Here is a 23,876-nt window from a genome sequence, read left to right as displayed (position 1 = left end):
TTGTCCGATGAGCCGCAAGCCACCCACCATGGCCGATATCGCCAAGGCCATAGGGGTTTCCCCGATGACCGTTTCCCGTGCCTTCAAGAGCGACAGCTCGGTGAGCCAGGAGACGCGCGAAGCCATTCTGCGCGCAGCCGAAGATCTGGGTTATGTCTTCGACAGCACCGCCGCCAACCTGCGCTCACAGAAGACGGATTTCGTCGCCGTCACCATTCCTTCCATCAACAATGCCAATTTTGCCGAAACCGTCCGGCAGTTGTCGGATGGACTGTCGCGGCGCGGCCTGCAGATCCTCCTCGGCTACACCAATTACGACATTCTGGAGGAGGAGCGGCTCGTCGAGCAGCTGTTGCGCCGCAAGCCGCAGGCCATTGTGGTGACCGGCGGGCGCCATACGCCCCGTGCACGCAAGCTTCTGTCGAATGCCGGCATTCCGGTGGTGGAAACCTGGGATCTGCCCGAACAGCCGATCGGCCATGTCGTCGGCTTCTCCAACACGCTCGCCATCGGCGAGATGGTTCGCCATTTTGCCGATGCCGGCTATCGGCGGATTGCCTTCATCGGCGGTGATGCCGACAACGACACCCGCGGCACCGAACGTCGCGCCGGCTTCGTGGCAGCCATGCAGGCGGCCGGGCTGGATGCGTCGCGGCTTATTGCCTGCGGTGCTCCGCCAATCGGCATGCGGGAAGGTGCCGTTGCCATGGCACATCTGCTGCAGAGCCTTCCGGATACGGAGGCGGCAATCTGCGTCTCCGACCTCTCCGCCTTCGGCGCGCTGACCGAATGTCAGCGGCGCGGCATCAGGGTGCCGCAGGACATGGCGCTCGGCGGCTTCGGCAATTACGATATCGGCGCAATCTGCGTGCCGACGCTGACCACGATCAATGCCTTCGCCGGCGACATCGGGGCAAAGACCGCCGAACTCATCGGCGATGTTCTGGAAGGCCGCTTCGAACCCGGCCTGCCGCAGACGATCCGCTTCACGCCCGTGCTGATTGGGCGCGAAAGCAGCCGCTGACGACAAAAAAAGGCGCGGGAGAAAAACTTCCCGCGCCTTCGTTCCGGGTGGGACGGTGCCTGCGTTATTTGGCCGCGTCGACGATCTGGTTGACCAGCGTATCGCCATTGGCCTTGATGAAGCCTTCCCATACCGGGCGGACGGCTTTCTGGAAGGCAGCCGAATCCACGTCGCGGTTCACCTTCATGCCCTCGCCTTCCAGCTGGGCGATCATCTTTTCTTCCTTGGCCACATTCATCTCGCGCTGCCTGGCGATGGCGTCCTTCGCGACCTCGACAAGGATTGCCTGTTCTTCCGGCTTCAGGCTCTTCAGCTTCCTGTCGTTCATCACCATGGCCAGCGGCGAATAGGCGTGCTGGGTGAGCGACAGATATTTCTGCACCTCGTTGAACTTGAAGGACACGACGATGCCGACCGGATGATCCTGAGCGTCGACAACGCCGGTTTCCAGCGCGGTATATAGTTCCGCGACCGGGATCTGCTGCGGATTGGCGCCGAGCAGGGCGAACATGTCGTTCAAGGCGCGCGAATTGTTGACGCGCATCTGCAGGCCCTTCAGATCCTCCGGCTTGTGGATGGGGCCGCGATTGTTGGTGATGTTGCGATAGCCGTTTTCGGGATAGCCGAGCACCTTCAGGCCATACTGTTCGAACTGGGCGGAAATCCCCTTGCCGATCTCGCCGTCCAGCACCTTGTAGGCCACGTTGCGGTTGGGGAACATGAACGGCAGTTCGAAGACGCCGGCCTGCGGCACGAGGCCGGTGAAGTTGTTGAGGCCGGAAATGACGATGTCGATGATGCCGGAGCGTGCCCCATCGATCATCTGCGCATCATTGCCGAGTTGCCCCTGCGGGAAGATCGTGACCTTGATCGCGCCCTTGGAGCGGGCTTCGACCTGCTCCTTGAAATACAGCGACATGGTCTGCTGGAGATCGGTCTCCGGCGCGGCATGTGCAAGCTTGAGCTGCGTTTCGGCAGAGGCGGCAAAAACGCTGCCGAGCAGTAGAGCGGCGGTGACGCCGAGGGTGTGGATCAGTTTCTTCATGGCATTCCTCCCTGGTTAGCCTGCGAAAAACTTCATGGGCACGATGATGAGCGATGGGAAAATCACGAACAGAACGAGCAGGGCCACATAGGCGGCGATGAAGGGCAGCGCCCCGCGAACCGCCGTGCTCATCTGTGCCTTCCCGACGCCGCACACCACGTTCAGAACGGTGCCGACCGGCGGCGTGATCAGGCCGATCGAGGTGTTGATGACGAACATCAGCCCGAAATAGACCGGGTCGATGCCCGCCAGCTTCACGATGGGCATGAAGAGCGGCACCAGGATCAGGATCGTCGGACTCAGGTCCATCACCATGCCGACCAGAAGCACGATGAGCATGATGACCGCCATCAGCACGCGCGGATGCTCCACCAGCGGGCCGAGGATCTGGGCAAGTTGCTGCGGCAGTTGCGCAACCGTGATCAGCCAGGCCGCCACCATGGCTGCGCCGACCAGGAACATCACCATGGCTGTCGCACGACCGGCGCCGATCAGAATGTGGTAGAAGCCCTTCAGCGTCAGCTCACGGTAGATGATGGCCGAGACGGTGATGGCGTAGACGGCGGCAACGACCGCCGCTTCCGTGGGCGTGAAGATGCCGAAGCGGATGCCGCCGATGATGATGAGTGGCAGCAGCAGCGCCCACACCCCGTCTTTCAGGGCCGCCAGACGCTCGGCACCGGTTGCCTTCGGCGTGGTGTCCACCGTCTGCCGGCGCATGAGCAGCCACCAGACCAGCATCAGGGCCGCGCCCATCATCAGACCGGGGGCAATGCCGCCGAGAAACAGCTTGGCAATCGAGATGTTTCCGGCCACGCCGACGATGATCAGCGGCAGCGACGGTGGAATGACAGGGGCAATGATGCCGCCCGATGCCAGAAGACCGATTGACGGCCCCTCCGGATAGCCGGACTTGCGCATCATCGGATAAAGGATCGAGACCAGTGCGGCCGCATCGGCCACGGCCGAGCCGGAAAGGCCGGCCAGCAGCACGGAGGTGATGATCGCCACGTAGCCGAGACCGCCCTTGCGATGCCCGACCAGTGTCGAGGCGAGCCGGACGATGCGGCGCGACAGGCCGCCATTGGCCATGACCTCGCCCGCCACCAGGAAGAAGGGCACCGCCAGCAGCGGAAAGCTGTCGACGCCGTTGATCAGCGACTGTGCCAGGATGTCGGCGCTGAACAGGTCCATGTGCAACATGAGCGCGATCGAGGAGAGCAGCAGGGCGAAGGCGACCGGCAGACCGAGGAGAATGCTGACGATCAGGACGCCGAGAAACAGAACGAGGGTCACCGGCGTTCCTCCTCGAGGGACTGGACGTAATCGGGCGAACCGAAGATGCGCACCAGCGCAACAAAGACCATCATCAGGCCTGAAAGGACACCCGAGAGATACATGAGACCGGTCGGCAGGCCGGTAAGCGGTGATATGTTCTGCCAGTTGGCGATTGTCTGCTTCTGCGCGCCCCAGAACAGCATCACCGCGCAGACGAGGATGATCAGCCAGGCAAGCCGTCTGAGCGCCGGCACCGCCTTCGGCAGAAAGGCCTCGGAAAACTCGGTGACCGCGAGATGCTCGCCCCGGCGCAGCACGACGACCGCACCCAGCATCACGACCCAGACGAAGCCGAGACGCGACAACTCCACCGATACCCGCAATCCCGACGAAAAGCCGTAACGCATCACCACATTGGTGAAAACCAGCGCGATCATCGCGCTCATCAGGGCCGCCATCGCGACATCGATCCACGTCCAGAGCAGCGACACAAGTCGGCCCATGGCACACTCCTCCTCGATTTCCTCCACCCGCAACGCCCTGCTGCGGGTCGGTGACTCCATTCACCTGAAGAATTGTTATCGATAACATTCTGGTGGGTCAAGAGGCTGTCGCGGCGAAACGCGGGCGCAAGGCGCTGGCGGGGGCGCGTCGTTCAGGCTGACCTTTGCGCTGCCGACGCAGGCTGCCGGAGCCGGTCGGCCATGACGTGCGCGAAATCTCCGCGATGGTGCCGTCCGCCTCTCGCGCTGGATGCGGCAGGCGCCGGGGTCTACTGTCTTGGCAGGCCCGCCGGGGTTGCCAGGCGCTTCTGGGCCGCGATCCGGAACATCGCGTTGGTGGCGCCATAGCCCTGATAGCCGTTGCGGCGCTCGACGATCTCGAAGAAGAAGCCCTCGCCGAAGGTGCGGCTGTAGAGCTGGAAATACTCCCCCTCTCCGTCCCGGTCATAGAGCAGACTGTTCTCCCGCAGCCTTTCGACAAAGTCCGGCAGCAGGCCAAGCCTTGCCTCCAGATCATCATAGTAGTTGCGGGAAATCGGCAGCGGTTCCAGGCCGCAGGTCTTCAGGGCCGTGACGGTAGCGAAGATGTCGTCGGTCGAGAAGGCTATATGCTGGATGCCGGCGCCAAAGCCTTCCGTCAGGAAATGGCCGGCGAAGGTCTTGCGATTGTCGGCGCCGTTGATGGTGATGCGCAGCCCGCCCGAGGGGTTCTGCACTGCCTGGCTGCGCACCAGGCCGGCGGGATCGGCAACATCCACCATGCCGGACCGGTCGAGATCGAAGATCGAGGTATAGAAGAGCAGCAGGCTCGGCATCTCATCATAGCGCGTCGTCTGGGCGAGATGATCGATATGGGTGAGGCCGGCGGCGGCGTTGCCGGCCGCCACCGGCTCGAACTCGGTCGGCCAGATGCGGTCAAGGGCTTCGCTGCCGTCGATGAAATAGATGATCTCGCCCCCCGTCGCGACGATGGCAGGCACCGCAACCTCGCCCGGGCGCCGCGGTTCGGCAAAGGCTTCGGCGCCCATCGCGGTTGCCCGTTCCACGGCGCGGGCGGCATCCGGCACCCTCAACCCGAAGGCATAGGCGTTGACGCCATGGATCGAGTAGGAGGAACCGGCGAGCCCCTCGCCTTCGGTGTTGATGACGATGCGGATATCGCCCTGCTGGTAGAGGGCCACCTTGCGGTTGCGATGCTGTGCCGTGCGGGCAAAACCGAGTGTCGACAGAAGGGCAACCAGGTCGGCCGCCTCTTCCTCCGACGCGGTGAACTCCACGAATTCCACGCCCTTGACGGTCGTGCGCGCCGGCGCGGCGGGAACGGCGATGCGCAGATCGGGTTCGCTGCGCCGCACCTGATCCATCAGGTTGAGCAGCGAGCGGTGACCGTCTTCGGCAATCAGCCGGGCCGAGCCGCTGCGGAACTGGTCGTTGAAGATCTCCAGCGAAAGGGGCCCCTGGTAGCCGGTGGCGGCAATGGCCGACATGAAGTCCACCAGCGGCAGATCCCCCTCCCCCGGCATGTTGCGGAAGTGGCGGCTCCAGTAGAGCAGGTCCATGTCGATCTTCGGCGCGTCGGCAAGCTGTACGAAGAAGATCTTGTCGCCCGGAATGGCGCGAATGCTGCCGACATCGATGCGGCGGGACAGCGTGTGGAAACTGTCGAGAATGAGACCGATCTGGGGATGATCGGCGCGCCGGACGATCTCCCAGGCGTCGCGATGGTCGTGGATGTGGCGACCCCAGGCAAGCGCCTCGTAGCCGACCTTCAGCCCGCGCCTGGCCGCCCGCTCGCCCAGCGCGCGAAAATCGTCGGCCGCGCGGTCGACACCGCCGAGAGAAACGGGCGACACATTCGAGCAGACGAGCATCAGGTCGGTGCCGAGTTCCCCCATGATGTCGAACTTGCGTTCCGCCCTGTCGAAACCGCGGCTGCGATAGGGCTCCGGCATGCCCTCGAAGTCGCGGAACGGCTGGAAGAGCGAGATCTCCAAGCCGTGATCGCGCACCATCCGCCCCACCTCTTTCGGCGAGGCGTCATGCACCAGCAGGTCGTTCTCGAAAATCTCCACGCCGGTAAAGCCGGCCTTGGCGATGGCCTGGAGTTTTTCGGGAAGGTCGCCGCTGATGGAAACGGTGGCGATCGAGGTCTTCATGGTCAGGGCGCTCCTTCGCTGTCCTTGAGTTGTCGCCGCAGGGCCTGCTGGTCAACCTCCTCGCCGGTGAACAGCCGGAAGGCATCGACGCCCTGGTAGAAGAAGAGTTCATAACCGCTCATGATGGCGAGCCCGGCGCTGCGCGCCGCCACGAGGAACTGCGTGTCGACGGGCGTGTAGACCGCATCGAAGGCCCAGCGCGCAGTCTTCAGCGCGCCGTCGGGCACGGCAGAGCCGGGATAGCCCACCATGCCGACCGGGGTGCAGTTGATCAGGCCGTCGGCCGCATCCGTTGCCTCTTCGGCCGAAGCGCAGACATCCACCGTCAGCCCCTCGGCGGCCTTGCGCACCGATTGCGCCAGCCCTTCGGCGCGCGCCTGATCACGGTCGAACAGGCGGATCTGGCGGCAGCCCAGCTGCGCAAGACCGAAGGCCACCGCCTTGCCGACCCCGCCCGCGCCGATCATGGCGACCCGGCCCGGCTGCGTGCCTGCACCGAAGCTGTTGCGGAAGGCGGCCACGAAGCCGGTGAAATCCGTGTTGAAGCCGCGGGGCGGATCGCTCGCAAACAGCACGGTGTTGCAGGCCCCGACGGCGGCAATCGCCGGATCGGGAACCGTCAGACGCGCGACCACCCGCTCCTTATAGGGATAGGTCACGTTGATGCCCGTGAAGCCGTCGGCAATGCAGGCATCGAAAACCTCATCGAAGGTCTGGCCGCGCCTGGGCGGCACCAGCCGTTCATAGGTCACCTTCAGTCCCGAAAGCCGGCCGGCGATTTCATGCAGGCGCGGGGATTGGGAACTGGCGATGTTGTCGCCGATCAGGCCGAGGCGAATGCGCGTGTCTTGCATCTGCGGTCATCCCTGTCTGGCGCTGGCGCCGGTGTTGTCGGCAACCGGGGCCTCGGTGCGGGCGCCGAAGCGGGCCTTCCACCAGCGGGTCTGCGTGAAAAGCACGAAGACGATGATGGCAAGCAGTGTCGCCGACAGCGGGCTGGTGAGGATGCCGAGCGCGAAATCGCCAAGGCTGTCACGCTCGGAAATGATGGCGCGACGCCAGTTGTCGTCCATCAGGCGGCTGAGGATGATGCCGAGAATGACCGGCGCCACCTGATAGCCGTAGAGCTTCATGAAGTAGCCGAACACGCCGAAGCCGAGCATCCACCAGACATCCGTGACGGAATTGTTGATCGAATAGGCCCCGACCACGCTGAGCAGCAGGATCAGCGGGAAGAGCACAGCCTTCGGGCATTCGATGATCTTGGTGAAGATGCGAATGCCGGTGAGACCGAAGGCTAGCATGAAGATATTGGCCAGCACCAGATTGCCGACGGTAAACCAGAACATGTCCGGCTTTTCCATCAGAAGCAGCGGGCCGGGGTTCAGGCCGTGGATGAACAGCGCACCGATGATGACGGCGGTGACCGCATCGCCCGGAATGCCAAGGGTCAGCATCGGGATATAGGCGCCGCCGACGGCGGCATTGTTGGCACTCTCGGGCGCGATCAGCCCTTCCTTGGCGCCCTGGCCGAAGGGAACCTCCGGGTTCTTGGTCACGCGCTTGGCGTGGTCGTAGGCCATCAGCGCGGCAATGTCGCCGCCGGTGCCGGGCAGCGCGCCGATGATGACGCCGATGCCCGAGGACTGCAGGCTGAGCGAAAGATAGCGCTTGATGTCGCGCCAGACCGGAATGATGCGGTCGATCTTCTGCTTCACCGCCTCCTTCTGAAGGTGGTGCAGCTGCAGCAAGGCTTCCGATACGCCGAACATGCCGATCATCAGGGCGATCGGCGAGATCCCGTTCATCAGCGACACGGTGCCGAAGGTGAAGCGCTGCTCCGCCGTCATCGGATCGAGGCCGACCGTGCCGAGCAGGATGCCGAATGCCCCGGCAAAGATGCCCTTGGCGAGGCTTTCGCCGGAAAGCGCTCCCACCAGCAGGATGCCCATGATGCCGATCAGCATGTAGTCGCGCGGCTGGAACTTGATGGCGAATTCGCTGACGGCCGGGGCGGCAAGCGCCAGCACGATGATGCCGACCATGCCGCCGATGAAGGACATGACCGTGGAAAGGCCGATCGCCTGACCGGCTTCGCCCTTCTGCGCCAGCGGATAGCCGTCGAGCGCGGTGGCGATGGCGGCCGGCGCGCCCGGGATGTTCAGCAGAATTGCGGTGCGCGAACCGCCATAGACGCCGCCCATGAAGATGCCGTTCATCAGCGCCAGAGCCGGGTTCACCTCCCAGCTGAAGGTGAACGAAATCAGGATCGACACCGCCATGGTGACGGAAAGACCTGGGATTGCCCCGATATAGATCCCGGCAAAGGTGCCGATGGCGGTCAGCGCCAGCAATTCGGGCTGCAGCCAGGACGAAAAGAGATAGGTAAGTGCATCCATGGCCGGTCAGTTCCTCGCGGCAAAGAGATCATGCAGCCAGGCCATGATGGCGCGTTCGGGAACCAGTCCCTCCGGCAGCACGACCTGGAAGATCAGGCGGAAGACGATATAGACGCAGACGATGGCGATGACGGAAAGCAGCAGCGCCCTTGCGAACCGTCCGCCCTGCAGGAAGGTGATGGCCGAGAGCAGGAAGAGGAAGGACGACAGCAGGAAGCCGAGCGTTTCCAGCACCACGCAATAGGCGAGGATCAGCAGCGAGAAGACGACGACGGCCGGCGGCAGGATCTCGGTGCGCAGGCGCAGCAGAGCCTGGCTCGGGCCGGGAAGGCGCAGAAGGCGGATGAATACCACCGCAGCGGTCGCCACCATGGCGGCGGACATGGCCATCGGAAAGGCGCCCGCCGAACTCATCGAGGAGAAGCCGGAAATGCCGTAGGCCTGCCACAGCAGGAAAAGGCTGCCGGCAAGGAGGATAAGCGTAAAGACAAGTTCGCCTGGGCGGCGCACGGTATGCTGGTCTTGCATTGTGAAAGGCTCCCGCAGAGCCCGGGCAGAGCATCCGTCTTGCCCGGTATCGCTGATCAAGGATGTATGGCCTCCTGATCGAGGCGGCGGCGGCCGGGTTCGAACCGGCCGCACGTCTCAATCGCATCAGGGCTTCGGAATGCCGAACTCGTCCGGCGATTTCTTGCCCATGCCGGCATCGTAGACAACCCAGGACGTTGTCGACTGCCACTTCTTGAGGAAGGCATTGGCCTCGTCACCGGCAATGTTCATCGAGACATAGCCACGGTCGGAGAGGAGCTTCTGGAAGGCCTCGCTCTCGGCGCCCTTCTTGAAGGCGGAAACCAGCTTGGCCTTGACGTCATCCGGCGTGTCGGCCTTGACGAAGACGCCGAAGAAGGGCCCCCACGGCAGCAGGCTCTCGAACTGCGGATAATCGGCTGTGATCGGGCGGGCATCCGGCAGAACCGGGCTCGCCTGCTCGTCGAAGATGCCGAGGATCTTGATGCGGCCAGCCTTCACATGCTCGACGGCAGCGCCGAGTACGGCGGGCATGAAGTCCACGGCACCGCCCTGCATGGCCGTCAGCGCCGGACCGTCGCCATCGAAGGGAACGGCCGTCACCTTGAAGTTGGCGAGCTTGCTGGAGAGCATGGCGCCCACCACCGACGGCAGGCCGCCGGGACCGGTGGAGCCCATGCGGACCTTGCCCGGATTGGCCGTCACGTAATCGACCAGTTCCTTCACCGAATTGAACGGGGCATCCTTGTTGGCAACGAGCACGGGAACGCCGCGTGCCAGCACGTTGACCGGGTAGAAGTTGGCATAGTCCAGATTGGACAGGCCCATGATCTTGTAGAGCTGCGGATTTTCCGCGCTCATCAGCAGCGTGTAGCCGTCCGACGGCTGGGTCGAGACGAACTGCGTGGCAATGACGCCGACGCCGCCCGTCTTGTTGGTCATGACGATGCTGCGGCCGAGTTCCTTCTCGACATGCGGTGCGACCGAGCGCATCACCAGATCGGTGCTGCCGCCAGCGCCCCACTGGATGATGCCCTGCAGATCCTGCTTCGGGAAATCATCCGCCATGGCAAACGACGCGATCATGCTGAGGGCGACTGCCCCCACGAGCTTCTTCAGCATTGTGTCCTCCTCCCGTACCCCCGGGCTATGATGGTGTGTCTTGCCGCGGATCCTCCTCCGCGGGGGAATGTCACCTGCTTCTGCAGGTCGACGCATGATTTGCAAAATCTTGACATAACGCAAATACCATTTTGAGCGTGGTTCATGCCGAAATGTTATGTGTCGGCGTCTGTGTCAGCATGTGATCCTCCATCACCCCTCTGAGCAGCCGGACGAAACGCTCCGCATAACTGGAGAGAGCCGCATCCGCCCGATAGGCGACGTAGGTCTGGAATGTCGTTTCCTCCTCGATCGGGATGATCGCAAGCCTGTCATCGGCGATATCGGCCACCGTGAAGGCATCCAGCACCGCAATCCCCAGATTATGTTCGACCAGGCGACAGACGGTGGTGCCGAAGCGGGCGCGGATGGCGATCTCATAGTTCAGGCCCTGGCGGGCAAAGATATCCGCCATGATGGCCCCATAGGGATCCTTCGGATCGATGCCGATCAGCGGATGGCGGATGATCTCGCGGGCGGATATGCTTTTCAGCGCCGCGACGGGGTGGGCACTTGAGGCGATGCAGACGAGGCGGCCATGCGCCAGAGGTTCGAACACCAGGGAAGGATGGTCGAGCCTGTAGCTCATCACGACCACCTCCCCCTTGCCGAGCAGAAGATAGTCGATCGCCTCCTCGATCTTGAGGATTTCGAAGTTCAGCTTGATCTGCGGGTAATGCCGGAAGAGCCGCGCCACGGCGCGCGGCACCATCACATTGGCAATGCTTGGCACCGAGCCGAGCGACAGTTCCACGTCGCGCCCGCGCTCCAGCTGCGCGATGGAAAACTGCAGCTGGTCGATCTTGCGGTGCACCTCCTCGATCTGGACGAAGACATCGCGCGCCTCGGTGGTGGGCACGTAGCGCCCGCCCTTCTTGACGAACAGCTTGATGCCGAGCGAGGCCTCGATGTGCTTGACGGTGCGGCTGACACCGGGCTGGGCGACATTCATGAGGCGCGCGGCACCGGCAATGGTGCCTGCCACCATGATGGCACGGATGACTTCGATCTGGCGCAGGGTCAGCGACATGAATGACAGGACCTCCCTCGATGCAGGCCCGGCGGTCTCGCCTTCCCGCCGCCGTGCCTCGCCCGGACCATGGCAAGTTCGGCGCAGTCTTGCACGCCTTTTTGCGGTTAAAACCGTCCCCTGGCGCGGGACGCGGGCCCCGGAAGGCGCATTGCGGACCGGGCCGCGCATCAGGATGCAGGAAGCCGGTTGCAGCGCGGGACGGCTGGGGCTATGCCGAAGCAAAGGCCCCGGCGGCATGATCCGCGTCGTTCCTCCCGGTTTTCCTGTTCCCTCCCCTGCAAGAAGAGGTCGCCATGCGCCCTGTCGCCGTCAATGTCGATATCAATCCCGACGCCGCCACCGAAATCTCCATTCGCCAGCACCTCACCCTTGTTGCACTCGGCAAGGAACCGGCGGATGTGGCGCTGCGCGTCGGGCGGCTGCTGGACGTTGCGACCCGTTGCTGGGCCGAGGATCAGGAGATCGTCATCAAGGACCGGCGCATCGCCTATGTCGGCCCGGCCGGCAGCTATCCGGGCGAGGTGCAGCTTCGGGTGCATGAGCCGGATCTTTCGGCGGTGCCGGGACTTGGCGAGGTGCACAAGCATATCGAAAGCTCGCATCTGACGCCGGAATGGGAGGCGGCGCTGGTGCTGCCGCGCGGCAATACCTGGACCTGCGAGGCAAGCCACGAGTTTTCCAATGTCAACGGCGGCAAGACGCTGGAATTCTGGCTGAAGGCCCGCGAGGCGGGCTCGCCGCTGAAGATCTTCCCTCTGCCCGGCTCGGCCGTGCCGCCCACGGGCTATGAGCATGGCGGCGGATATCTCGGCTATGACGAACAGAAGGCCTTCCTGAAACAGAGCCTGATGGTGGCGGGCCTCGACGAGGTGATGGATTGGCCGGCGGTGTGGAACCGCGACAATCCCTCCTATGAGCGTCTCTGGGGCATGATCCGCGCCACCTTCGAGCAACGCGGCGTGGTTGAGGGGCATGCGGCCGGCATTCGCGACCTGCCGACCATCAATGCCTTTGCCGCCGCCGGCCTCGCCTCCGATCACGAGGCGTGGACCGTCGAGGAGTTCTGGGACAAGCTCTCGCATGGCCTGTTCATGGAGCTGCGGCCGCACAGCCTGCCGGAGGTGATCAAGGCATTGCTGGAACGCGGATTGGCCGACTGGTCGCAGATCGCCTTTACCACCGACGACCGCAGCGCCTCCGATACACTGAAGCTCGGCGCCACCGATTACAACGTGCGGCTCGCCATCGAGGCAGGGCTTGCGCCCGAAATCGCCATCCAGTGCGCAACGATCAACCCCGCGCGCCACATGCGCCTCACCCCCTGGGTCGGCTCGATCGCGCCCGGCCGCTATGCCGACATCGTGCTTCTGTCGAATGTCGAGCGTTTCGAGATCGCCAGGGTTTGGGCCGACGGCCGCCAGGTCTCCGAGGGCAAGCGCTATCTGCCGGATGTGCCGCGCATCGACTGGCCGGACTGGGCGACGAAAACGGTGAACATCGGCCGGCCGCTTGTTGCCGCCGACTTTGCCATTCCCGCCGAGCCTGGCCGGACCACGATGCAGGCCGCCGTGCTGCGGCCCTTCCACTGGGCGGATGATTTTCTCGTTTACGAACTGCCGGTGGAAGAGGGGCAGGTGCAGCGGGACGCCAGCCGCAACATCACCAAATTTTCGGTGGTCGATCGCTTTTCCGGCAAGGCTGCCGTCTCGAAAATGTTCTGGGTCGGCTGCGGTCCGCGCACGCCCGACACCGCGCTTGCCTGTTCCATGGCGCATGACAAGCACAATATCTGGTGCGTCGGTTCCTCCGATGCGGCGATGGCGCTTGCCGTCAATGCGATTGCCGACAACGATGGCGGCTGGGCATTGGTGCGCGATGGCAAGGTGGTCGCCACCGTGCGCTACGAGGTGGCCGGCTTGATGACCTGCCGCGATCCGCAAGCCCTGCATGAGGAAATGCAGGCGCTCTATGCCGAGGGCGACAGGATCGACTGGATGTACGAGCCGACCTTCAGCCCGCGCTGGTTCCCCGGCTTTCCCGAGAGGCTGGCCTTTGCCACGCTGACTTGCGCGCCCTGGCGCTGGGTGCTGGTGGCGCCATCCGACTATGCGCCGCAGGGTCTCGTCAACGTGCAGACCGGTGCCGTCCAGCCGGTGGTGTTCTGACAAGCGAAAAAGAGGCCGTACGCTTTGGGCTCCTATCGAGAGCAAAAGCGCACGGCCTGTCGATCATGAAAAGGACGGGCGTTCGACGGCCCGGTGTCAGCCTTCCGGCGGCAGGATGCAGCATTGTTCCGGCACGGGCGCCAGGACTGCCGCGCTGCCCGGTTCCAGCGGTTCGCTCAGCGGACCGTTGCCGAGATAATCGCCGCCCGGCGTGCTGCACTGGTACTGATAGGCGCGGCCGAGATAGGTGCGGATGCCGAGCGTGACGGGAATGCCGGCCGGCGTCCCCTCCCCTGCCCGCGTGACCGCCAGACCGTCGGGCCGGGCTGCGAGCACGAAGCGATCCGGGATTGCGCCGAAGGCATCCTGCGACAGTGCCAGTGCGGCACCGGCTTCGGTGCGGGCCGTCACGTTGGCGCCGTCGCGTGCGCTCACCTGCATCGGGATCAGGTTCTCGAAGCCGACGAAACGGGCAACGAAGCTGTTGGCCGGGCGCTGATAGAGCACTTCCGGCCGGTCGAGCTGCATGATGCGGCCGGCATTCATGATTGCCACCCGATCGGAAATCGAGAAGGCCTCCTCCTGGTCGTGCGTCACATAGAGGGAGGTGGTGCCGTTTGCCCGCTGCAGCCGGCGGATCTCGACGCGCATGTCGATGCGCAGCTTGGCATCAAGGTTGGAGAGCGGCTCGTCGAACATCAGGAGCGGCGGTTCGATGACGAGGGCGCGCGCGAGCGCCACGCGCTGTTTCTGCCCGCCGGACAGGGCGGACGGCATGCGCTCGGCAAAGCTTGCCAGCCCCACCCGCTCCAGCATGGCGTCCGCCTTCTTCAGGCGCTCGGTTGCGCTAAGGCCGCGCTGCTTGAGGCCGAAGGCCACGTTGTCGCGCACGGACAGATGCGGGAAGAGGGCATAGTTCTGGAAGACGAGGCCGATATTGCGCTGGTGCGCGGGAAGGCGGGTCAGGTCCCGCTCGCCCAGCCGGATGCTGCCGCTGGTGGGCTCGAGAAAGCCGGCAACGAGCCGGAGCGTCGTGGTCTTGCCGCAGCCGGAGGAGCCGAGCAGCGAGACGAGTTCGCCCGCCTCGACGGCAAGCGACAGATCCTTCAGGACCTGGGTGGAGCCATAATGGGCGGTTACGGAATCGAGGGTCAGCGATACGGTCACGGGCAGGTCACTTTGTCAGGAAGGTCAGGCCGAGGGTGGCTTCGACGATGGCCATCACGCCGACCGTCAGAATCATCAGGAGCACGGACACGGAAGCGATGGTCGGATCGAAGAACTGTTCCATGTGGGCAAGGATCTGGATCGGCAGCGTGGAGATGCCGGGGCCTGTCAGGAACAGCGAGACGGAGACGTCATTCATCGAGGTGATGAAGGCGAGGATGAAGGCGGCAATCACGCCGGCGCTGATATTGGGCAGCACCACGGTGAAGAAGGTTTTCAGCGGCGGGCAGCCCAGGCTGATGGCGGCCTCCTCGATCGAGAAATCGAAGGACGCAAGGCTCGCCCCCACCACCCGCACCGCATAGGGCAGCACCAGCAGCGCATGGCCGAGCAGCAGCACGATGAACACCGGAAGCCCGAGGCTGATGGTGACGGATTTCAGCAGCGAGAAGCCGAGCACGATCTCCGGCACCAGGATCGGCAGCACGAAGACATTGGCAAGCCAGGACGGCAGGCGGATGCGGAAACGGTTCAGCGCATAGGCGGCGGGAATGCCGATCAGAAGGGCGAGCGCGGTGCCGAGCAGGGCGATCTGCAGGCTGGTGATTGCCGTGGTGCGGAAGGCGCTGATCTCGAAGATGTTGGTGAACCAGCGCAGGGTGATGCCCTGCGGCGGAAAGGTGAGATAGCTGGTATCGCTGACGGAAGCGCCCAGGATGATGAAGAGCGGCGCCACGAGGATCGCGAAGATCAGGCTGGCGGTGATGGTAAGGGCAGGATGCAGGCTGGTGCGCATGGGGTCAGGCCGCCATCGGGTTCAGGCGGCGTGCAAGCCGCGTCATGACGAGAACGATCGCGATGGTGACCACCACCATGATCGCGGCAACGGTGGAGGCGCCGGTCCAGTCGAAGGTCACCATGGCGCGCTGGTAAAGCAGGGTTCCCATCATCATCTGCCGCTCGCCGCCGAGCAGCTGCGGCGTTGCATAGGAGGTGAAGCTGCCGGTGAAGACCAGCACGGCGCCGACGATCAGGCCGGGCATCGCAAGCGGCAGGATGACCTGACGAAACACCGCGAAGGGCGCGGCGCCGAGCGAGCTTGCTGCCTCCAGCACATCCTTCGGAATGCCCTCGAGAACGCCGGAAAGCGTGAGGATCATCAGCGGCACGAAGAGATAGACCATGGCCGCGATCACCGCGCCTTCGGTGTAGAGCATGGAGATCGGCTCCGTGATCAGCCCCAGGGACAGAAGCGCGCTGTTGAGGATGCCGTTCTTGCCAAGCAGGATCAGCCAGGCGAAAGAGCGCACCACAACACCGGTCAGCAGCGGAAACACCGCGGCAATGATCATGATGCTTTTCAGCCGGCCCGGCATCTGCGCCACCACGTAGGCGGCAATGAAGCCGAGAATGACCGAGATCACGGTGGTGATCAGCGAGATTTCCACCGTGCGCCACAGCACGGTGCGACGAAAGCCGCTGTTGAAGAAGGCGAGATAGGGAGCTGCCCAGCCCTTCGCGTCGGCAAAGGTTGCCAGCAGCGTCGCGCCGACCGGCAGGATCAACAGGAGAAGAACCAGAAGGCTTGCCGGTCCGGCGAGAATCCAGGGGGTTAAACGTTTCACCATCGCTTGCTCAGACGGCTCATCCGGGACCGGATTGGGAGGGATGCAGCCTTGATTGGAATGTGGAATGAACTGTGGCGGGCGCGTTCCGGCTGCCCGTGGCGACACAATGGCGCAATTGCCCGTGTCATTCAAGCAGGCAGCCCGGCTTTTGCCGGGCCGGCCATCAGCGTTTTGCGGTTCCGTTTCTGGATCAGCGGCTGAACACTTCGTTCCAGCGGTCGATCCAGTCGGTCTTGGCGTCGTTGAGCTTCTGGTAGTCGAGACGGTTCAGCTTGCCGATCATATCCGGGCCATAGGTCCACAGCTTTGCCTGTTCCGGCGTCAGAACGACCTTGGTGGAGACCGGTGCATCAACGCCCTGCTCCGCTTCCAGCTGCTGCACATCCTTCGACAGGATGAAATTGATGAACTGATGGGCGAGGTCGACATTTTCCGATCCCTTCGGAATATTGACCGTGTTCAGCGTTGCGATGTCGCCGTCGGAGAGAGCGGCCCAGGTCATGGTCGGCACCGCGGCCTTCATTGAGGCGAGGGTGAAATCCTGCGCAATCGCGATCCTGGCCTCGCCGGTGGAGATGAGGTTCACCAGCTCGGAACCGGTATTGTAGTTCTTGGCGACGTTCGGCTTCAGGGCCTCGATGGCTTCGAACGCCTTGTCGGTATCGGTGAAGGCATCCGCGCCGGCATGCTTGGCCGATTGCAGCACGACCATCGGGCCGGCCGTTGTGGTGATGCCCGGCAGGCTGATCGCCGATGTCAGGTCTGCCCGCCACAGATCGTTCCAGGAGCTGATCGGCGGATTGACCTTTGCGGAGTCATAGACGATGCCGACACGGCCGATGGTGTAGGCCGGGCCATAACCGCCCTGCGGATCCTTGGCGAGGTCATAGAGATCGGCAAGGTTCGTCAGCTTGGCCGCGTCGACCTTCTGGAACAGGCCCTCGGCAATGCCGATCTGGGAATAGCTGTCGGTGAGATAGATGACATCGACGCCCTTGCCGCCGCGCAGCTTCAGCTTGTTCAGGCGGTCGGCATTGTTGCCGGTCTCGAAGACGATGTCGCAGCCGCAGATCTTCTTGAAGGGTTCGATGATGTTGGCGTTCAGCTTGTCGCCATTATAGCCCCACCAGGAAATGGTCAGTGTCTTGGCTTCAGCCATGCTAGAGGTCGCGGCAGCCAGCGCGACGCCGAACGCCAGGGCCGAGGCGCGCAGGCGGGTCTTTTCACTCATGTGCGTGTGTCCTTCTAAGGGGGAGTCAGCCAAAAGGCTCGCGGTTGCTGTCTTGCCCTCGGCGGCGCAATCTTAGCGGGGGCAATCGCAATTTCAAGCTCAAGAAGAAGGCATGCATAATTATCATGCACTCATTCCGTTCCGTCCCCGAGAGGCAGCTCTTTCAGGGTCGGGTGATCGATCGGCACGCATCGCGTCGGCAACGGGTCTCCCCCTCGCCCTCCGGCGTGAAAGATGCTTCGGGCCGCAATGGTGGCTGCTGGCCCTGCTGGTGTCCGAAAGCCGAATCGGCTGTAACTGATTCTGCCGAATCAGGCAGCGATTCGCAGTCGCCGGCCGGTCTGGCGGAGCGTCATCGGGGCCTATCAGTGCGAAATGGCCTGATTCCGGCTCCGATTCCTGTGCGAGTCCGCCTGCTGCCCCCGATTCCGCGGGCCTTCGTCTTGCGTCAGAAATGGAATCGGCTCAGAGTGACGATAATTCGTGGCTTATCGCCATAATATCGTGACTTGAGGCGAGCAGGAAAATGAACGTGACTAAGCCGATGCGCGAGCCTGTCCTCAGTTTTGCCGACACGATCCTCGATCAGGGGAGCGAAATCTCGACCAAGCTGGACATGCTGCGCATCGAGAAGTTTCCGCCAAATGCCCAAAAGACGCTTCGCCAGTTCTCGCTGGCGGAGGTGGCCGATTTCGTCGGTGTCTCGCAAAGCTATCTGAAAAAACTGCATCTGCAAGGCAAGGGTGTCGAGCCGGCGGTGACCTCCACCGGCCGGCGCTATTATACTGCCGGCCAGATGAACGAGTTGCGCGCCCTGCTCGACCGGGTTCCCCATCGTCGCCCGGGCGAGAAGCTGCAGGTGATTGCCGTCGTCAACTTCAAGGGCGGTTCGGGCAAGACGACCACCTCGGCCCACCTTGCCCAGTATCTGGCACTGCGCGGCTTCCGCACGCTTGCGGTGGATCTCGACCCGCAGGCCTCGATGACCGCCCTCTACGGCATTCAGCCGGAACTGGACGAGAAGCCCTCCTTCTACGAGGCGCTGCGCTATGACCAGCAGCGACGCTCGCTGCAGGAAATCATTCAGCCCACGAATTTCCCGAACCTCGACATCGTGCCGGCCAATCTCGAATTGCAGGAATATGAATACGAGACGCCGCTGGCGATGCAGCGCAAGGATTCCAGCGAAGGCAAGCTGTTCTACACGCGCATCGGCGCCGCCCTTGCCGAGGTGGAGGAGGATTATGACGTCGTCGTCGTCGATTGCCCTCCGCAGCTCGGCTATCTGACGCTGACGGCACTGACGGCGGCAACCTCCGTGCTGATCACCGTGCATCCGCAGATGCTCGACATCATGTCGATGTCGCAGTTCCTCCTGATGCTGGGAGATATCCTGAAGAGCGTGGAGAGCGCCGGCGTGACCGTCACGCTCGACTGGTTCCGCTACCTCATCACGCGCTACGAGCCGATGGACATTCCGCAGCAGCAGATGGTGGGCTTCATGCAGTCCATGTTCGCGCCGCAGATGATGAAGAACCACATGCTGAAGTCAACCGCCGTGTCCGATGCCGGTCTGACCAAGCAGACGCTGTACGAGGTAGAGCGTTCGCTGTTCACGCCGGCCACCTATGACCGGGCGCGCGAGGCGATGGATCTCGTCAATGCCGAGGTGGTGGATCTGATGCTGCAGGCCTGGGGACGGCGCGGCGCGTGACGTTGTCAGCCGTACAAATGAGAAATTTATCGTTGTCGATCAACGATTTGCAGATGAAGTGGATGAGATGTCATGGCGCGTAAGGATGTGTTCGCCAACATCAACAGTGCGGAAAGCCCGCGGCCGGAGCGCAAGGCTACCCCCGGCTATGCCACCCGTGGCGCTTCGCGCTCGATGATCAATTCGCTTGGCGAACTGGCCGAGAAGGCTGCCAAGGCCGAGCAGATCCTGCAGGGTGAGGCCGTGGTCGACCTCGATCCGGCGCTGGTCGACGCCTCCTTCGTTTCCGACCGCATGGAGGATGACGAGGCGGCCTTTGCCGAACTGGTCGATGCGATCCGCGAGCGCGGGCAGGACACGCCGATCCTGGTGCGTCCTCATCCCGCAGCCGAGGGCCGCTATCAGGTCGTCTTCGGTCATCGTCGCCTGCGGGCGGCTGCCCTTCTCGCCCGTCCGGTTCGCGCCGTGGTGAAGCCCGTCGTCGATGTCGATCACGTCATCGCGCAGGGGCAGGAAAACTCCGCGCGCGAAAACCTGTCTTTCATCGAGCGGGCAACTTTTGGCCAGCAACTGCTGGATCTCGGCTATGAGCGCCGCACCATCCAGCTGGCGCTGTCTGTCGATGCGCCGATGCTGACGCGCATGCTGTCGGTTACAGGCCGGGTACCGTCACGGGTCGTTGCCGCCATCGGCACCGCCAAGGCCATCGGCCGCGATCGCTGGCTGGAACTGGCGCAACTCATCGAGCATCCGGACAATGTGGCGCGTGCGACGGCCATGATCGCGGAAGAAGGTTTTTCCGCCCTGCCCTCGGAGCAGCGATTCGAGCGGGTTCTGTCGCAGCTGAAGAAGCCGAAGGTGCCGCCGCGCCGGACCGGCACGGTCTCGGCCTCCACCTGGCAGGCGGACGACAAGGCGCTGACCGCCGAATACAAGAATACCGGCAAATCCTTCTCGCTTTCGCTGAAGGCAAAGGATGCCGGGAAATTTGGACGTTATCTCTCGGAGAACCTTGAGCGCCTGTACCAGGAGTTCAAGGAGCGCGAGAGCCAGTAAGGAGACGGAAGCGGTAAAAGAAAAAGGCCCCCAAGCGACCGAGGTCGTGGAAGCCCTTCTCGTGTGTAGCAACTAGAGAATCGCATTTCCCCGAATCCCTGTCAAGTCTTCGCCGTCTGTTTGGCGGGCAGCTTTCTTTTGCCTTTTTGAGGTGAAGGAACATGGAGACGCATGCAATCACGACGCCCTTCGGGCGGCGAGCGGTTTCGCTTGCTCTGGTGAAAGGGCAGATGCAGACCGCGGAGATCCGCACCGGCAAGGTGGCGGACAAATGGAAGGTGTTTCGCGATATCTCGGAAGCACGCGTAAAGCTTGGCCTGCAGGATCGCAGCCTTGCGGTTCTGCACGCGCTTCTCAGCTTCTATCCGGAGACGGAACTCTCCGAAGACAAGGGACTGATCGTCTTTCCCTCCAACGAACAGCTCAGCCTGCGTGCCCATGGCATTGCGGGAACGACGTTGCGTCGTCATCTCGCAGCCCTGGTGGAGGCCGGCCTGATCCATCGCAAAGACAGCCCGAATGGCAAGCGCTACGCGCGCCGGGAAGCGGGCGGTGCGATCGAGCAGGCTTTCGGCTTCAACCTTGCCCCCCTTCTCGCCCGCATGGAGGAAATCGCGCATTTGGCGCAAACGGTGGCAGCCGAGCGCAAGGCTCTCATCGAGATGCGTGAACGGCTGACGATCTGCCGTCGCGATATCCGCAAGCTGATTTCGGCGGCGATGGAGGAAGGCCTGCCGGGAGACTGGAGCTTTGTCGAAAGCCAGTATGTGGCGCTTGTTGCCCGTCTTCCGCGCAAGGCAGAGGTCGAAACACTGCCGGATCTTCTCGACGAATTCGAACTGCTGCGTGAGGAAGTGATCAACCGACTGGAAATTCATGCAGATTTCGCAAAAACAGACAGCAATGCCGTCCAAGGTGGCTACCACATACAGAATTCAAATACCGAATCTTTCCATGAACTTGAACCTGCTTATGAAAAAAAGCAGGGCGGGAGGGCAGACGTCACAGACGAAGGCGGTACCGCAGGTAGCGGGACGCGAGTGGCCGAACCTCCGGCAGGAACCGGTGAGGTTGAAGGGACTGTCCGGGCAGTGCGCGAACTCGGGCAGGGCCGACCGGCCGGCGGGGGCAATGCCGCAGGCGGTGGTGTCAAACCCCTGCCCTTGCCCATGGTGCTGCGGGCCTGCCCGCAAATCCTCTGCTACGGGCCTGGGGGCGAGATTCTCGGCTGGCGCGACCTGATGGCGGCTGCTGTCGTGACACGCTCGATGCTGGGCGTCAGTCCCTCGGCCTATCAGGAAGCCTGCGAGGTGCTGGGACCGGAGACGGCGGCTATCGTGATGGCCTGCATTCTGGAGCGGGCCGGGCAGATCAATTCGGCCGGCGGTTACCTGCGCAATCTGACACAGCGGGCAAGGCGGGGAGAATTCTCGCTTGCACCGATGGTGATGGCGCTTCTGCGCGCGCAAGGGGACGGTGAAGGCCGCAGGGCAGGATAGACCGCGACAGCACAGCGACTGCCGCGGCGGATGATCAGGCCGGGATCCAGCCTTCGATAAGCGAATGATCCGCAGGAAGCGGCAGGCGGACGATCGTTCCGTCTCGGGCCGACTGGTACATGGCCGTGATCAGTTCGATCGAATGCAGGGCTTCGTCCGGGGAGGGCAGATAGCGTTCACTGCTGCCGGTCAGCCGGGCGTGGATATCGGCAAACTGTCCGGCAAAGCGCCAGCTTTCCTCCGCAAGGGCGTTGACCACGGCGTCGATGTCCGACTGGCGGGCGGGATCGCGGGCCTGGAAGGTCCAGGGGCCAGCCCCCACATGGTAGGGCTCGGTTCCGGATGTCATGGTGACGTGCTCGAAGACGGCCCGGAAGCGCGAGGTGCTGCCAGCAGCACCAAGCGTGATCGAGGAACTGACCAGCGCACCCTGATCTGTGCGCATTGCAATTGCTGCGCAGTCCTCCGTTTCGATCGGATTGACGCGCGTATCGAGGAAGGCGGCGACCTCGGTGATCGAGCCTGCCAAATGCGTCACCAGATTGTGGGCATGGATGGCGTGGCTGACGATTGCCCCGCCGAGTTCACCCTTCCAGGTGCCGCGCCAGCGTTCGGCATAGTAGACCGAGTCGCGGTCCCAGTGGGTTTCGAGCGCCAGGGCATAGGGCTTGCCGAGCAGACCGCGCGATTTCAGTTCATGGGCGGCGCGATAGCCGGGACCATAACGATACTGGTAGACCGGAAAGACCGAGCGGCCCGCGGCTTTGGCGGCGGCGATCACCCGGCGAACATCGGCAACTGAGCCGGCGAGCGGCTTTTCGCAGACGACATGCTTGCCGGCGGCCAGCGCCTTCAGCGTCATCGGCGCATGGAGGAGGGGCGGCAGGCACAGGTCGACCAGTTCCACCTCGGGGTCGGCAAGTACGGCGTCGAGATCGCCGATCGGCTGGCTGCCGGGCGCTTCGCGGGCTCCCTCTTGCGCACGCTGCGGATTGAGATCGCAGACATAGCGCACATCATAGAGGTCAGGCAGTTGCGCATAGCCGGTGATATGAGCCTTGCCGATGCCGGCCCCGGCGATGGCAACTCGGATGCGTCTGGTCATGGGCGGAGATCCTTTTCGGCAATCATCTGGGCAGTGAGGGCAAGTTCGGTGGCAAGAAAGGCGTGGGCCTGTGGCATGGCGGTCTCGCTGCGGTTTTCGACATCCTCGATCAGGCGGGCGAAGAAGGGCGTTCCGGCGCCTGCGGCCTGGAAGTGCTCGACCCCCTTGCCGTCGACGAGAAAGACGTGGTCCTGGCCGGGGCGACCGGCGATATCGACATATTTGCGCAGCTCGATATAGCCTTCCGTGCCGAGCAGCGTCATGCGTCCGTCGCCCCAGGTGGGAAGGCCGTCGGGCGTCAACCAGTCGACGCGGGCATAGCCGCGCCCGCCATCGCCTTCGAGCACAACCTCGCCGAAATCCTGGAAACCGGGCCGGTCCGGATTGGCGACATTGCCGACATGGGCGGTTACGACGCGGGCCTCGGTCGAGCCGGTGAAATGCAGGAACTGGTCGAACTGATGCGCGCAGATATCCGTCAGGATGCCGCCGAACCGGGCACGGTCCCAGAACCAGGCAGGGCGCAGCGCCGTATTGCGCCGGTGCGGCCCCAGTCCCACCGTCTGGACCACCTTGCCGATGCGGCCTTGCGAGACCAGACGGTCTGCCAGCGTAACGCTCTCGACCGTCAGACGCTCGGAGAAGCAGACGGTCCAGTGGCGCCCGGTCTCTTCCACCGTGCGGCGGATGGCGGCAAGTTGCTCCAGCGTCGTGCAGCCGGGCTTGTCGACCAGAACATCCTTGCCGTGCTGCATGGCAAGGATGGCGATGCCGGCGCGATCGCTGTTGATGGCTGCCGTCAGCACCATTGCGATGCTCTCGTCCTCGAGGATCTGTTCGGCGGAGAGACGCGGCGCCTGCGGATAGGAATCCGCAAAGACCTGGATCGTCTTCTCCGGCGTTTCCGGGCCGGTTGCCCAGCCGGCAAGCGTTGCGCCTGCGGCGAGAAGCCCGTTCACCATGCCATAGATATGATTATGATCGACGCCGATGACGCCGATCCGAAGGGGAATCGTCATCCAAATATCCTTCTTGCGTGGGGAAGCTGTACGTTGCGGAAAATGGGCGGCAATCGGCGTGGCGGCCTGGCCTTGTGCGGCCGGCAGGCCAGGCGAGCCGGGCGGGTGCTGCGGAGGCAATTCCGGTCTCTGATGAGCGGAAGGCAGCCTTCGACCGACGAGACG

The 23,876-nt window shown here is 63.5% G+C and carries 20 protein-coding genes; 5 read left to right on the top strand and 15 right to left on the bottom strand.

The window, feature by feature from the left end; genetic code table 11:
- The first annotated feature begins 7 nt into the window (after window positions 1-7).
- Entirely contained in the window at window positions 8-1,024 is a 1,017-nt protein-coding gene (locus KLP42_RS17490) for a LacI family DNA-binding transcriptional regulator (protein ID WP_215568239.1), read from the top strand.
- Between the two features lie 64 nt (window positions 1,025-1,088).
- On the opposite strand, the gene KLP42_RS17485 is transcribed toward KLP42_RS17490, so the two are convergent.
- The 9 genes from KLP42_RS17485 to KLP42_RS17445 form a co-directional block, all read right to left on the bottom strand.
- Window positions 1,089-2,069, bottom strand: coding sequence for a DctP family TRAP transporter solute-binding subunit (locus KLP42_RS17485; protein ID WP_215568238.1), 981 nt, complete (start codon window positions 2,067-2,069; stop codon window positions 1,089-1,091).
- Between the two features lie 15 nt (window positions 2,070-2,084).
- Window positions 2,085-3,365, bottom strand: coding sequence for a TRAP transporter large permease subunit (locus tag KLP42_RS17480; protein ID WP_215568237.1), 1,281 nt, complete (start codon window positions 3,363-3,365; stop codon window positions 2,085-2,087).
- The gene (locus tag KLP42_RS17475; protein WP_252193068.1) at window positions 3,362-3,850 is read right to left on the bottom strand and encodes a TRAP transporter small permease; all 489 of its coding nucleotides are present in this window, start codon (window positions 3,848-3,850) and stop codon (window positions 3,362-3,364) included. The genes KLP42_RS17480 and KLP42_RS17475 overlap by 4 nt, the downstream gene beginning before the upstream one ends.
- A gap of 269 nt (window positions 3,851-4,119) precedes the next feature.
- Entirely contained in the window at window positions 4,120-6,006 is a 1,887-nt protein-coding gene (locus KLP42_RS17470; RefSeq protein WP_215568236.1) for a bifunctional sugar phosphate isomerase/epimerase/4-hydroxyphenylpyruvate dioxygenase family protein, read from the bottom strand.
- A 2-nt stretch (window positions 6,007-6,008) separates the two neighbouring features.
- Window positions 6,009-6,860, bottom strand: a complete 852-nt coding sequence (locus KLP42_RS17465; protein ID WP_215568235.1) for a shikimate dehydrogenase family protein — start codon at window positions 6,858-6,860, stop codon at window positions 6,009-6,011.
- Between the two features lie 6 nt (window positions 6,861-6,866).
- Window positions 6,867-8,405: a tripartite tricarboxylate transporter permease gene (locus tag KLP42_RS17460; protein WP_215568234.1), complete on the bottom strand. Its 1,539-nt coding sequence runs from the start codon at window positions 8,403-8,405 to the stop codon at window positions 6,867-6,869.
- A 6-nt stretch (window positions 8,406-8,411) separates the two neighbouring features.
- Window positions 8,412-8,933, bottom strand: a complete 522-nt coding sequence (locus KLP42_RS17455) for a tripartite tricarboxylate transporter TctB family protein (protein ID WP_215568233.1) — start codon at window positions 8,931-8,933, stop codon at window positions 8,412-8,414.
- 126 nt (window positions 8,934-9,059) lie between these two features.
- Window positions 9,060-10,055 (bottom strand): Bug family tripartite tricarboxylate transporter substrate binding protein, encoded by a 996-nt coding sequence (locus tag KLP42_RS17450; RefSeq protein ID WP_215568232.1) that lies wholly within the window; start codon window positions 10,053-10,055, stop codon window positions 9,060-9,062.
- A 142-nt stretch (window positions 10,056-10,197) separates the two neighbouring features.
- The gene (locus KLP42_RS17445) at window positions 10,198-11,124 is read right to left on the bottom strand and encodes a LysR family transcriptional regulator (protein WP_215568231.1); all 927 of its coding nucleotides are present in this window, start codon (window positions 11,122-11,124) and stop codon (window positions 10,198-10,200) included.
- Window positions 11,125-11,420: 296 nt separating this feature from the next.
- Here KLP42_RS17445 and KLP42_RS17440 point away from each other — a divergent pair, with 296 nt between their 5' ends.
- The gene (locus KLP42_RS17440; protein WP_215568230.1) at window positions 11,421-13,292 is read left to right on the top strand and encodes an adenine deaminase; all 1,872 of its coding nucleotides are present in this window, start codon (window positions 11,421-11,423) and stop codon (window positions 13,290-13,292) included.
- 96 nt (window positions 13,293-13,388) lie between these two features.
- Here the strand turns inward: KLP42_RS17440 and KLP42_RS17435 are convergent, their stop codons facing one another.
- From KLP42_RS17435 to KLP42_RS17420, 4 genes are all read right to left on the bottom strand, one after another.
- Complete coding sequence (locus KLP42_RS17435; protein WP_215568229.1) at window positions 13,389-14,459, bottom strand: ABC transporter ATP-binding protein; 1,071 nt, start codon at window positions 14,457-14,459, stop codon at window positions 13,389-13,391.
- Between the two features lie 7 nt (window positions 14,460-14,466).
- Window positions 14,467-15,255, bottom strand: coding sequence for an ABC transporter permease (locus KLP42_RS17430; RefSeq protein ID WP_215568228.1), 789 nt, complete (start codon window positions 15,253-15,255; stop codon window positions 14,467-14,469).
- A 4-nt stretch (window positions 15,256-15,259) separates the two neighbouring features.
- Window positions 15,260-16,087: an ABC transporter permease gene (locus KLP42_RS17425; protein ID WP_215568227.1), complete on the bottom strand. Its 828-nt coding sequence runs from the start codon at window positions 16,085-16,087 to the stop codon at window positions 15,260-15,262.
- Between the two features lie 190 nt (window positions 16,088-16,277).
- The gene (locus KLP42_RS17420) at window positions 16,278-17,246 is read right to left on the bottom strand and encodes an ABC transporter substrate-binding protein (RefSeq protein WP_252193081.1); all 969 of its coding nucleotides are present in this window, start codon (window positions 17,244-17,246) and stop codon (window positions 16,278-16,280) included.
- Window positions 17,247-17,844: 598 nt separating this feature from the next.
- On the opposite strand from KLP42_RS17420, the gene repA reads away from it, so the two are divergent.
- The 3 genes from repA to repC all read left to right on the top strand — a co-directional run bounded on the left by repA (window position 17,845) and on the right by repC (window position 21,587).
- Complete coding sequence (gene repA / locus KLP42_RS17415; protein WP_215568225.1) at window positions 17,845-19,032, top strand: plasmid partitioning protein RepA; 1,188 nt, start codon at window positions 17,845-17,847, stop codon at window positions 19,030-19,032.
- A gap of 72 nt (window positions 19,033-19,104) precedes the next feature.
- Entirely contained in the window at window positions 19,105-20,088 is a 984-nt protein-coding gene (repB, locus tag KLP42_RS17410; protein WP_215568224.1) for a plasmid partitioning protein RepB, read from the top strand.
- A gap of 161 nt (window positions 20,089-20,249) precedes the next feature.
- Window positions 20,250-21,587, top strand: a complete 1,338-nt coding sequence (repC, locus tag KLP42_RS17405; RefSeq protein WP_215568223.1) for a plasmid replication protein RepC — start codon at window positions 20,250-20,252, stop codon at window positions 21,585-21,587.
- A 34-nt stretch (window positions 21,588-21,621) separates the two neighbouring features.
- Here the strand turns inward: repC and KLP42_RS17400 are convergent, their stop codons facing one another.
- Both KLP42_RS17400 and KLP42_RS17395 read right to left on the bottom strand, forming a co-directional pair.
- Window positions 21,622-22,692 (bottom strand): Gfo/Idh/MocA family protein, encoded by a 1,071-nt coding sequence (locus tag KLP42_RS17400; protein WP_215568222.1) that lies wholly within the window; start codon window positions 22,690-22,692, stop codon window positions 21,622-21,624.
- The gene (locus tag KLP42_RS17395) at window positions 22,689-23,711 is read right to left on the bottom strand and encodes a Gfo/Idh/MocA family protein (protein ID WP_215568221.1); all 1,023 of its coding nucleotides are present in this window, start codon (window positions 23,709-23,711) and stop codon (window positions 22,689-22,691) included. The genes KLP42_RS17400 and KLP42_RS17395 overlap by 4 nt, the downstream gene beginning before the upstream one ends.
- Window positions 23,712-23,876: the final 165 nt, after the last annotated feature.

Source organism: Rhizobium sp. CSW-27, assembly GCF_018760785.1.
Lineage (GTDB): Bacteria > Pseudomonadota > Alphaproteobacteria > Rhizobiales > Rhizobiaceae > Neorhizobium.
Note: the sequence above shows the minus strand (reverse complement) of the source record. Positions and strands in the feature narration are given on the sequence as shown.